A 10,995-nucleotide genomic window follows, 5' to 3' on the forward strand; every position below is an offset into this window, starting at 1 on the left:
GTGACCGTCAATGACGGAATGGATACTGACATCGATCCGGCTGCGATCGTCTGGGTGAATGTGCTCGATCCACCATTCACCGGTCGGTGCCACCTGCGAGAGATCATGACCATAAACATGCGTCAGAGCGACGTTCCAGGTCACATGGTTCGAACGGAAGTCCCAGTCCCAGACCGCATCATTCGTCGCGCGTCCGGCGAGCCTCAATCGCTCCTCGACTTCGCGAAGCGCCGCTTGCGCGGTTCTATCTGCCGTCACGTCCTGCACGGTGCCGATCAGACGCGTTGGCATATCGCCCTCAAAGACCACACTGCCGCGCGCGTGGATATGGCGCTCGATGCGGTCCTCGATTCCGATCGTCCGATACTCCGTGTCGAAGATGCGCGAACCGTTCGGGTCCAGGGCCGCGCCCACGGCTGCATCGGCTTTCGCACGATCATCGGGGTGAAGGCCCGCAAGATAGGCGGTCTCATAGCTGACCGGAGCGCCCGGATGCAGGCCGAACAGCTCACGGCAACGGTCGTCCCAGTCAAGACGGCCGGTCTGAGGCCAGAAATCGAACTGTCCAAGCCGCGCAGCGCGCGTCGCCAGTTCAAGCTTTTCGCGACTTGCGGCCAAAGAGGCTCGCGCTTCATAGGCCTGCGTCACATCGGAGGCAGTTCCAAACCACTCTGTAATCTCGCCATCCGCACCAATAATCGGTACAGCGCGCGAAGACGTCCACCCGATGCTGCCATCAGCTTTCCGAACCCGATGCTCAAGAACGAAAGGCGCCTTATCGGCGACAGCTTTGGCAATTGCGCTCAGAACTGTCGGTCTCTCGTCCTCCGGGACGTGCGTCTCAAGCCAACGAGCCGAAGGCTGTTCATTATCGGCGAGGAAACCTCGCCCATCCATCGGGCGAGATTCACGCCAGTCAGCGCTCATCCGGTAGATCACATCGGACGTTGCACCGATCAAAGCGCGGAAACGCGCTTCGCTTTCTGAAAGCCTCGTCGCCTCCTGCTCAAGGCTTCTGGCATCGACGAATTTCTGCGTCGTATCCACAGCGATGTCGAGCATGCCGACGATCTCGCCTGCGTCGTTGCGCAGTGGGTTGTAGGAAAAACTCCAATAGGTGCTCTCCGGATAGCCGTTGCGGGTCATGACCAGATGAAGGTCTTCCATCGCAACGGTCTCGCCAGCGAGCACCCGATCGATCATCGGCTCCAGGTCGTCCCAGATCTCCGGCCAGACTTCCTTTATCGGTCTGCCGAGCGCGGACGGATGCCGAGCGCCCAAAAACGGCGCGTAGGCGTCGTTATACAGAAACGTTTGCTCTTGCCCCCACGTGGCGCACATGGCGAAACGCGATGACAACATCAGATCGACAGCCGTTCGAAGCGAAACGGGCCACGCGCTTCGGTCCGCAAGCGGTGTCGATGCCCAATTGAAGGCCTCAAAAGCGGCCTTCATTGCGTCAGATGCCTGCGGACTACCGGAAAAAATAGAGCTCATCGGAGACGATTATTTCGTCACCGCCGCAAAGTCACGGCCGACCTTGGACACATGCCCTACCCCTGCCCCGCCGTCTCGCGGGCAAATTTCAGACCTTCAATTGCTAACTTGTCGCTGTCCGTCTCTGGGCTGGTCGCGAGGTATGAGGTTACAGCTTGACGCAGATTCCTCTCAGCCTCCGGGCTTAGCTGGGCAATCATGCCGTAGGTCACCATCACGCGATCAATTGCTTCTTGCATCGGAAATCCCCCGATAGTCTCATCGTAACAGGGACGAGAAACATTGGTTCCCGCTTCAAGCGTTGGCGGGTCAAAATCGAAGACAGACCCGGGCGGTCATCGTGATCTTTGCAGCGTTCTGTGCACATGTCGCAGCCTGCGTCCGCTAACGGACTCTTTGGAGTTATGGCTGGGGATGTCGTTCTTGTCTTCAAACGCACGGGCTCGATCAAAGCGCAGTGCAACGGCCAGCGGCCGACGCACGGTCAACAAGATATTTTGCGGTTCGGCTTTCGGCGGCTGAGGCAACCATCTCTGGCGTCCCGGCGACCACGACCTTGCCACCTTCGTCCCCGGCTCCCGGTCCGATATCGATGACCCAGTCACTCGCCGACACGACGTCCATGTCGTGCTCGATCACCACGACGGAATTGTTGGCCGCCACCAGACCATCGAGCTGGGACAATAGCCTGACCACGTCAGACGGGTGCAGGCCCGTCGTGGGCTCATCGAGCACGTAAAGGGTTCCTCCTCGCTGCACCCGTTGCAGCTCGGTCGCCAGCTTGATGCGCTGCGCCTCTCCCCCGGACAGCTCGGTGGCCGATTGCCCGAGCCGGATATAACCGAGGCCGACCTCCCGGATGACGCCCAACGATCTCCGCAAGGTTTCGTCGCCGCCGAAGAAAACGAAGGCATCATCTACCGTCATGGCAAGTATGTCTGCGATCGACTTCTCCCTAAACTTCACCTCGAGTGTCTTGTCGTTGTATCGCGCACCATGGCAGTCAGGGCATGGCGAATAGACGCTTGGCAGAAACAGGAGCTCGACGCAAACGAAGCCCTCGCCTTCGCATGTGGCACACCGCCCCTTGGCAACGTTGAATGAAAACCGACCGGCATCGTAGCGCCGGGCCTTCGCCTGTTTTGTCGAGGCAAACAGTTTCCGGACATGATCGAACAAGCCGGTATAGGTCGCTAAATTGGATCTCGGCGTGCGGCCTATCGGCTTCTGGTCCACAACGACAAGTCGCCGGACGTTTTCCATTCCGGCAACGATCTCACCGCCGACGGTCTCGATCGCTGCTTCAAGAGGACCGCTTTCGTGATCCGCATCCTGTACCGCTCGGTCGTGTCCCAGGTTGTCTGAGATCGTATCGACCAGAAACTGACTGATCAGACTCGACTTTCCCGACCCGGATACGCCGGTGACCGCGGTGAGGACGCCCAGCGGGACATCGACGTCGAGCGCTTGAAGGTTGTTGCGCGTCACGTTCCTTAACTTCAGGTGCCCTGATGGCGAACGCCGCTCGCGCGCGACCGGAACCTTGGAAGGAAACAGATATTGCCGCGTTTGCGAATCTCCGACGTCAGCGAGCCCCGCAGGCTTGCCGCTATAAAGGACTTGGCCACCGTGGATGCCAGCGGCGGGCCCCACATCAACGATCCAGTCAGCATGCCGGATGACATCAAGCTCGTGCTCGACAACGAACAGGGAGTTTCCTGATTCTTTCAAACGATCGAGAGCCCTCAGCAGCGCTTCGGTATCCGCGGGATGCAGTCCTGCTGACGGTTCATCCAGAACATACACGACTCCAAACAGGTTGGACCTGACCTGCGTCGCAAGCCGGAGACGTTGCAATTCGCCAGGCGACAGCGTCGGCGTATTGCGATCAAGGGTGAGGTAGCCAAGGCCGAGGTCGAGCAGAACTGCGAGACGGGCAACCAGGTCTTCGACAATGCGATGGATGACGACCGCCTTCTCCGGATGCGCGGCCGATCGGGTCGCGTGATCCGTGATAAACGGGCGCAACAACTTATCGAGCATTTTCAAGGGAAGCTGCGCGATCTCGGCGATATCGTATCCCGCGAATGAGACCGAGAGCGGCTCGGGCTTAAGCCGTTTGCCATGACAGACGGGACAGTCGCTGCTGAGGAGAAAGCGGGAGACACGGCGCTTCATCATCGCGCTCTGGGTCGTCGCAAAGGTCTGCAGGACATATTTGCGGGCGCCCGTGAACGTGCCCTGGTAGCTTGGTTCTTCCTTCCGCCTGAGCGCCCGCTTGACTTCGGCGGCATCATACCCGGCATAGACAGGAACCGTCGGTTGTTCGTCGGTGAACAAAATCCAGTCCCGCGTCTTTTTCGGCAGCTTGCGCCAAGGCGTATCGACGTCATGCCCCAGCGTGACAAGGATGTCGCGCAAGTTTTGCCCCTGCCAGGCGGTCGGCCAGGCTGCCACCGCGCGTTCACGGATTGTCAGATTTTCATCCGGAACCATCGAACGTTCCGTGACATCGTGAGTTCGACCGATGCCGTGGCAGTGGGGACAAGCTCCTTCCGGCGTGTTCGGCGAAAACGCTTCGGCATACAGCAGAGGTTGGCCACGAGGATAATCGCCTGCGCGAGAATAGAGCATCCGGAGAAGATTTGAGAGCGTTGTGACGCTTCCAACCGATGAACGGGTTGTTGGCGCTCCCCGCTGCTGCTGCAGCGCCACGGCGGGCGGCAAACCTTCGATGTCATCGACCTCTGGCACAGACATCTGATTGAACAGCCGACGGGCGTACGGTGACACCGACTCCAGGTACCGGCGCTGGGCTTCCGCATACAATGTCCCGAACGCAAGCGACGACTTTCCCGATCCCGATACGCCAGTGAAGACCACCAAGGCGTTTCGGGGGATGTCGAGGGATATGTTCTTGAGATTGTGCTCACGTGCGCCACGGACCCGGACGAACTCACCGGGAGGGCACACAGGCAGATCGGCCGCATCGATCGGATGCTTCAAGTCGGAATCTCACTGTTTTTGCGAAGTTGCTCTAGAACCTTGGAATTGCGGCCACGTTCCAAGTTGATACCGCTGTGGTCCAACTCGTGAACCGAAGCTTTAAGGAGCCATCATTTGGAGCCCCAAACCACCGATCGTTTCGATCTGCAACGCTTCGTAATCGCCCAGCAGCCCGTCTACGCCACTGCCCTCGCTGAACTAAAGGACGGCGCAAAGCGGAGCCACTGGATGTGGTTCATTTTCCCGCAAGCCGAACGGCTCGGACATAGCGCGATGGCGCAACGCTATGCGATCAGATCCATGGACGAGGCGGTGGCGTATCTCGCCCACCCATTACTCGGACTACGGCTTCTCGAATCGACAAATGCGGTGCTCAGCGTGACCGGACGGTCCGCGCATCAGATCTTCGGCTCGCCAGACGATGCGAAATTCAAGTCATCCCTGACCCTGTTCGATCGTGCAGATGGCCGCGGCCCGTACAGAGAAGCTTTGGACCGCTATTATGATGGCGAGGAGGATGCGGCGTCGGTGCGGATCATCGAAGGCTGGCAGCGATCCTGAGCCGCTGCCTCACGTCACGATAATCCAAGCCGGCGCGTGATCGCTGGCGTCGGCTTTCCCCCGGATTTTGCGATCCACCCCGGCCTTTTCTAGACGATCCGCCATCAGCGGATCCAGGAGCAAATGATCGATGCGCAATCCCGCGTCCCGCTCGAAGCGGCCGCGCCAATACGTCCAGAACGTGTATGGCGCCTTGTCGGGATACATCTCACGAAGCGCATCCGTCCATCCTTTTGCGAGCAGCGCCGCGAACAGTCTGCGCGCCTCGGGCTGAACGAGCGCGTCCTTGTCCCACGACTTCGTCGGATAGATGTCATCCGCAGTCGGAACGACGTTGAAGTCGCCGGCGAGCACAACGGGCGCACCGGTCTTGCGGAGCGTCACCGCATGACGGTTCAATCGTCTCAGCCAGGCAAGCTTGTAGTCGAATTTCGGTCCGGGGCGCGGATTGCCATTAGGAGCATAGAGGCAAACAACGATGATCCCGTCGATGACGGCCTCAAGATAGCGGCTCTGCACGTCCTTCGCGTCGCCCGGCAGCTTTCGACGCGTGACGACGATCTCCGAACGGTGGGACAGAATTGCGACGCCATTCCAGGTCCGCTGTCCGACCCATGCGGCCGAGTAGCCGGCCTTGCGCAGGGCAACCTTTGGAAAGCCAGCCTGATCCGCCTTAAGCTCCTGCAGGCACACGATGTCAGGCTTCGACGACTTCAACCAGGCGATCAGGTTCGGAAGGCGCTTGTTGACGTTGTTGACGTTGAACGTCGCGATCTTCATGATTTCGACTTTCGGCGATGTCGCAACCCTGCAAACCACTCAGCGTAAGGGGTGTTTTTGGCCATATGCCTATTCAGGTCTGGAGCTCCGTCGTCCCACCAGACCGGCCCCCGCTCCCCGAGTGAACGCTTCGCGTCGTCCACGGCCTCACGGGCGGCGGCCTCTCCCGTTTTATCACCCCGGCCCCTCGCCTCCTTGACCGCCCGACGGGCTGTCATGAGCTGAGAGACCAGCGCTGTCTTATTCTTCTCGGATATCCGGGGATCCGCGAGACGCCACAGCCGCCCCCGCACCACGAAGTACCGTCCGTCGGGCGTGACGGGATGCTGCATCGTCATGGGGGCACCAAAGGGGGCGCTGCGGACTACCGCAGCGACCCTATATTGCAAGGTTTAAGCGACCGCTTTCTTGTTCACGCCCTTCCGGAGCGCGATCGTGTTCAGCTTGGTATTCGCGGCCTTTTCCTCGTTCAGATTGGTGGTCAGCAAACGCACCACATCGTCGTGGCCAAGTTCTTCGGCCCATGCGATCAGCGTACCGTACCGCGCGATCTCATAGTGCTCGACGGCCTGCGAATTGGCGACGATCGCGGCATCCAGGACGGCCTTATCGGCGATCTCGCCGGCGGTCTCGTCGGCCTCCTTGATGATGCCGTCGATAGCAGGACAGTCGGTAGCGCTCGGCTCCTTGCCGAGTTTCTTGAACACCTGCTCCAGGCGGCCGATCTGTTTTTCGGTCTCCTCGAGATGCGCCTTTAAACCGGTGGTGAGATCCCTGTTCGTGGCCTGATCGATCATCTTCGGCAGTGCCTTCGTGATCTGGTTCTCGGCGTAGTAAATGTCCTGCAGACCATGGACGAACATGTCTTCCATTGTCTTGATGTCTTTGCTGAACAGTCCCATTGCATCCTCCTCGGGTTGTTCCGCCAGCCCGGCGGGCGCCCCAGCAACGCATTTCCACGAGCAGCGTTCCCATCCCAAAGGGGGAATGGAACGGGTCGAGCGTTTTGCGGTTGAGCCGCCACGGAGGACCAATGCAATACGTCATCGTTTATTTGAGCACGCTCGCCATACTGCTTCCCCTCGACTTCGCGTTTCTCGGCACCGTGGGCAAAAAGATGTACCAGTCGCACATCGGCGACATGATGCTCGATACGCCTCGATTGCCCGCAGCACTCCTGTTCTACGCGCTTTACTTGGCGGGAATCGTCGTATTCGTGAATGGTCACAGCCCCAGCAACTGGTCGTCCAATCTGGCGTTTGGCGCTCTTCTCGGCCTCTTTTGCTATTCAACGTTTGCGCTGACCAACATGGCGATCCTCAAGCAGTGGCAATGGACTCTAGTGATACCCGACGTCGCTTGGGGCATGGTCGTCACAGCCGCAGCCGCAACGCTCGGCGGACTGCTCGCCAGCTTCGTCATTTCCCGCATCTGAAGGCGCCCAATGTCCGACGCCTATGACTACTTCCTATCGCACGCGGTCGAAGCCATCCGGAAAGCGAGGAATGTGCCTCGTGGCCGCATCCGCGACAAGCAACGGACGGTCGCGCGGATGTACCATCTTCTGGCGAAGGAGGCCGCAGTCGATTGCAACGTCCAGCATCTCGACGACTATCGCGCGCCCCGCCGGACCGAGTGCCAAATCGAAGGGCAATAATTCGACCAGTTGCGATCTGGCTAACTCTTTCTAAACGCCAGGCGAAGCTATTCCGGCAATCGGGGACTACCGGGCGCACCGCCCCGCGCTTCCCCGATCGAGCGCCGCAACACTCGCGAGAGCAGCTCCACCGAATAAGGCTTTTGGATGAGCTCAAACCCCTGATGAGCATTCTCGGCGAGCACGCTGCTATAGCCGCTGGTCAGTACTACCGGGAGCCCGGGATATCGATCGCGAATGATCGTCGCCAGTTCGACCCCGTTCATGCCCGGCATGATGACGTCTGAGAAAACGAGATCGAAGGCGAGTTCATCGCTTTCCAGAATTGTGAGCGCTTCGGCCGCTGACCTGACCCATTCCGTCGCATAACCCAGATCCTGCAACAGCTCTGTCGAAAATGTCCCGACCTCTGGATTATCCTCAACGACCAACACGCGGTGTCCGACCCCACGAACAGTATCTCCACTCCCGGCAGAAATCGCAGTTGTGACTGACGACGTATCGGAACGCGGTAGGTAGATCGTAAATGTCGCCCCCTGTCCGGCGATACTGCTCACCAAAACGTCTCCGCCTGATTGCTTGGCGAATCCGAAGACCTGGCTCAGGCCGAGACCCGTGCCCTTCCCGACTTCCTTCGTCGTGAAGAAGGGCTCGAAAATGGTCTGCAGATGTTGTTCGGGTATCCCCACGCCGTTATCCGCGATAGAGACAGCGATAAAGTCGCCAAGCCGCGCTCCCTGCGCGCGCACGGTTGGAATTTCAACGACATGCTCCGCCGAGATGATGAGCCTTCCCTCACCGTTCATGGCGTCGCGAGCATTGACGGCAAGGTTGACCATCGCGGTTTCGAACTGGCCGACATCCGCCAGCGCAAACAGGGTCTCCGAGGGCCTCCGAACTTCGATCTGAATTCGTGCCCCCACCAGCGGACGAACGAGGCTTGCGACACTCTCGATCTGGTTAACGACATCGAAAGTCACAGGGGCCAGCGGCTGTCGCCGCGCGAACGCCAGCAATTGCGCGGTGAGACGCGATGCCCGATCAACGGTGTCCGAAATCGCATCGACATATCGGCGGCGGCGCTCATCCGGAAGATCTCGGCGGCGAAGGAAATCCGTCGCTGAGCGAATAATCGTCAGAAGATTATTGAAGTCATGCGCCACGCCGCCTGTCAGTTGTCCAACGGCCTCCATCTTCTGGGCCTGTCGAAGCGCTTCCTCGTTCACACGCCGCTCGGTGGTATCGACGCCTTCTGCGAGCACGGCAGTCACGCGACCGGCCTCGTCGGTCACGGGCCGCAGCTCAAGATCGAGATGCCGCCGGCCAACCGGAAGATTCAGCTCCAGCTCAGTCCGCGACGACGATCCACCGGCAGCCTCGCGAAAGGCTTGTTCAACCATTTTCGCGCCCAGCGGTGTCTCGCGAAACCAGAGCGTGTGCCAGAACGGCTGGCCAACAACGTCAACAAGCCGCGCATTGCCAGCGGCGAGCGCGGTTGCGTTGGCGTAGAGCACCTTGCCATCCAGATCGAGTAACCCCTGATGCTGGTTTGTTGTCTCCAGGATGGCGCGAAGCTGGGACTCCCGGTTACGGAGCTGCCCAGTGCGCTGAGCGACCAGACTTTCCAGCCGATCGTTTATAGCTCGGAGATCAATCTCGGCTTGCTTGGCAGCCGTGATGTCATGCGCAACGCCGATGAAGCCGATGTGTTTGCCGGTGGGATCCCAGCGTGGCTGCGATTCCGACTTGACCCAACGATAATGTCCATCGGCATTTCGGTACCGCGCCTCTAGCACGAACGGCTTCAGCGAGGCCTCGCCTGCAATGCTTTCCTTCACCACTCGCGCGGCGTCATCCGGGTGCAAGATCGCGCGCCAGTCGAACGCCAGCGCTTGCTCGTATGGTACCCCCACAAACTCGACATAAGCTCGGTTGGCAAAGCTTCTTGTTCGATCCAACCGGGTAACCCAGATCGGGACAGGCGCGCTGTCGGCAATCAGCCTGAAACGCTCTTCGCTCTCCCGCAGCATTTCGCGGGCAACCGCCCGCTCGGTGATGTCAATATGCGCTCCGACCATGCGCACTGCGCGCCCACGCGCATCGCGCTCTATGCGGCCCTCAGCGGCTATCCATCGCACCTCGCCATCGCTAGGCCGAATGATCCGGTATTCCGATGAATATCGATCCGCTTGGCTCTCCAGAATGTCGAAAAATTGCCGCTCGGCGCGGTCGCGATCTTCTGGGTGAAGCCGCAATGCCCAGTCGCCGTGGGTTTCATTGACGGCCTCTGGCGGGAGACCGTGGATCGCCAGATATTCCGGGGACCGCCGGTTATGCATCCCGCCGACCAGATCTACCACGACGCCGCCGACCTTTGCGATCCGCTGGGCCTCGGCAAGCTCGGCCTCCCGTTCTTTCAGCCTGCGTTCCGCCGCCGAAATGTCCTCGCCCATCCCACTGCCCTACTCGCTCTATAAGAAGAGCCTAGCCCATCGGCACGCTCGCCTCCAGCCGACTGTTCCCGGCCAATGAAGGTGACGCGACGATTGGACCACATGCGGCAATGATCGCCTTACGTGAACGGTCGGGTTGAGCTTTTGAGCCGACGAGGAGGCAAACTCCTCGGGAGGTCTTTCGTCGTTCTGCGCGGCCTCGATGACCCTATCGATATGTCGGATATCGGACCGAACAACTGGTGCTCAGTCAGAGGTTTCCAGTATGGCTCCATGATCGCAGCAACGTCCTGAGGCATATTTATCCCCTGATCGCCGCACGCGATGGTGGCGTTAGCCTCGCCTTCGCATAAGCGCTTTATCGCGGTGCCATGAGCCTGCGAAAAGAAAAACGGTCCGAGCATCGGATGCGACGAAGGACGTTCGCATGGGTGCATCTCTCGTCAGGAAGGGTTTTGCAGCTTCCTGTCTTCGACGTGAGTGCGAATGGTGTTCGCGTAACCATTGGCGACAATTTCATTTCGCCATTGGTGAAGGTCCGCCTCATTCCAACAGAGTCTCCCCGGCCAGCAAAAGTGGTCTGGTGCAAGTGGGGCATGGCGGGAATCGAATTTGTGGAGGAGTGAAACGTCTTTCGCGGCAAACCGCGTCATTACCCATCGTCGCGGCATGCAGCGGCCGCTTCAAGCGCCGCACGCGCCAATTCCTCGACCCGATGCGCCGGGAAATTCGTACGCAGCAATGACTGGAAACCACCATCATACTCGTCGAACATGCCGGCCCGGATTGCCTGGGCCGCAGCGACGATTTCCGCCTGAGAGATTTCGCGGATGCTTTCGGACGCATTCTTCGCTGCGGGTTCTTCCGATGCAGAAATCCCAGCCACGGCATCAGCGAGAATGTTGCCGAGTTTGACCTGCAAAGATGCCAGATCAACGAGGCCTTCGACCAGTTCCTTCGCAACGTCGCTCACTGTGTTCCTTCGTAGCTGTATCCCAGCCGAATAGAACCGGCTACGCGCCCAACCGTTCCGGTATGGAC

General features: G+C 59.6%; 10 protein-coding genes. 3 read left to right on the top strand and 7 right to left on the bottom strand.

All coding sequences use genetic code 11. The features are described 5' to 3' along the window. The 3 genes from ACIQ17_RS25035 to uvrA all read right to left on the bottom strand — a co-directional run. Positions 1 to 1,455 (bottom strand): PAS domain-containing protein (locus ACIQ17_RS25035; RefSeq protein ID WP_398471978.1); only part of this gene is annotated, 1,455 nt, incomplete at its 3' end. Positions 1,456 to 1,553: 98 nt separating this feature from the next. Further along, a complete protein-coding gene (locus ACIQ17_RS25040) occupies positions 1,554 to 1,736 on the bottom strand; it encodes a hypothetical protein (protein WP_398471979.1) in 183 nt (60 codons plus the stop codon). A 208-nt stretch (positions 1,737 to 1,944) separates the two neighbouring features. After that, on the bottom strand, positions 1,945 to 4,503 hold the full coding sequence (gene uvrA / locus ACIQ17_RS25045) for an excinuclease ABC subunit UvrA (protein WP_398471981.1): 2,559 nt from the start codon (positions 4,501 to 4,503) through the stop codon (positions 1,945 to 1,947). A gap of 114 nt (positions 4,504 to 4,617) precedes the next feature. Between uvrA and ACIQ17_RS25050 the strand changes: the two genes are divergently transcribed. Beyond that, positions 4,618 to 5,064, top strand: a complete 447-nt coding sequence (locus ACIQ17_RS25050) for a DUF1810 domain-containing protein (RefSeq protein ID WP_398471982.1) — start codon at positions 4,618 to 4,620, stop codon at positions 5,062 to 5,064. Between the two features lie 9 nt (positions 5,065 to 5,073). Here ACIQ17_RS25050 and ACIQ17_RS25055 read toward each other — a convergent pair whose 3' ends face one another. Together ACIQ17_RS25055 and ACIQ17_RS25060 are read right to left on the bottom strand one after the other, a co-directional pair. Then, positions 5,074 to 5,844, bottom strand: coding sequence for an exodeoxyribonuclease III (locus ACIQ17_RS25055; protein WP_398471983.1), 771 nt, complete (start codon positions 5,842 to 5,844; stop codon positions 5,074 to 5,076). A 392-nt stretch (positions 5,845 to 6,236) separates the two neighbouring features. Beyond that, complete coding sequence (locus ACIQ17_RS25060) at positions 6,237 to 6,746, bottom strand: ferritin-like domain-containing protein (protein ID WP_398471984.1); 510 nt, start codon at positions 6,744 to 6,746, stop codon at positions 6,237 to 6,239. 131 nt (positions 6,747 to 6,877) lie between these two features. Between ACIQ17_RS25060 and ACIQ17_RS25065 the strand changes: the two genes are divergently transcribed. Both ACIQ17_RS25065 and ACIQ17_RS25070 read left to right on the top strand, forming a co-directional pair. Beyond that, a complete protein-coding gene (locus ACIQ17_RS25065) occupies positions 6,878 to 7,279 on the top strand; it encodes a DUF2177 family protein (protein WP_398471985.1) in 402 nt (133 codons plus the stop codon). A 9-nt stretch (positions 7,280 to 7,288) separates the two neighbouring features. Next, positions 7,289 to 7,501, top strand: coding sequence for a hypothetical protein (locus tag ACIQ17_RS25070; RefSeq protein ID WP_398471986.1), 213 nt, complete (start codon positions 7,289 to 7,291; stop codon positions 7,499 to 7,501). 47 nt (positions 7,502 to 7,548) lie between these two features. Here the strand turns inward: ACIQ17_RS25070 and ACIQ17_RS25075 are convergent, their stop codons facing one another. Both ACIQ17_RS25075 and ACIQ17_RS25080 read right to left on the bottom strand, forming a co-directional pair. Next, positions 7,549 to 9,954, bottom strand: coding sequence for a PAS domain S-box protein (locus ACIQ17_RS25075; RefSeq protein ID WP_398471987.1), 2,406 nt, complete (start codon positions 9,952 to 9,954; stop codon positions 7,549 to 7,551). Between the two features lie 652 nt (positions 9,955 to 10,606). Continuing rightward, positions 10,607 to 10,927: a hypothetical protein gene (locus ACIQ17_RS25080; RefSeq protein WP_398471988.1), complete on the bottom strand. Its 321-nt coding sequence runs from the start codon at positions 10,925 to 10,927 to the stop codon at positions 10,607 to 10,609. Positions 10,928 to 10,995 lie beyond the last annotated feature (68 nt).

Source organism: Tardiphaga sp. (genome assembly GCF_044340795.1).
GTDB lineage: Bacteria > Pseudomonadota > Alphaproteobacteria > Rhizobiales > Xanthobacteraceae > Tardiphaga.

Bases quoted from the DNA above. Each gene is read 5' to 3' on its own strand.
- ACIQ17_RS25040 (WP_398471979.1), bottom strand. From the start codon at position 1,736: ATGCAAGAAGCAATTGATCGCGTGATGGTGACCTACGGCATGATTGCC.
- ACIQ17_RS25055 (WP_398471983.1), bottom strand. From the start codon at position 5,844: ATGAAGATCGCGACGTTCAACGTCAACAACGTCAACAAGCGCCTTCCG.
- ACIQ17_RS25060 (WP_398471984.1), bottom strand. From the start codon at position 6,746: ATGGGACTGTTCAGCAAAGACATCAAGACAATGGAAGACATGTTCGTC.
- ACIQ17_RS25065 (WP_398471985.1), top strand. From the start codon at position 6,878: ATGCAATACGTCATCGTTTATTTGAGCACGCTCGCCATACTGCTTCCC.
- ACIQ17_RS25070 (WP_398471986.1), top strand. From the start codon at position 7,289: ATGTCCGACGCCTATGACTACTTCCTATCGCACGCGGTCGAAGCCATC.
- ACIQ17_RS25075 (WP_398471987.1), bottom strand. From the start codon at position 9,954: ATGGGCGAGGACATTTCGGCGGCGGAACGCAGGCTGAAAGAACGGGAG.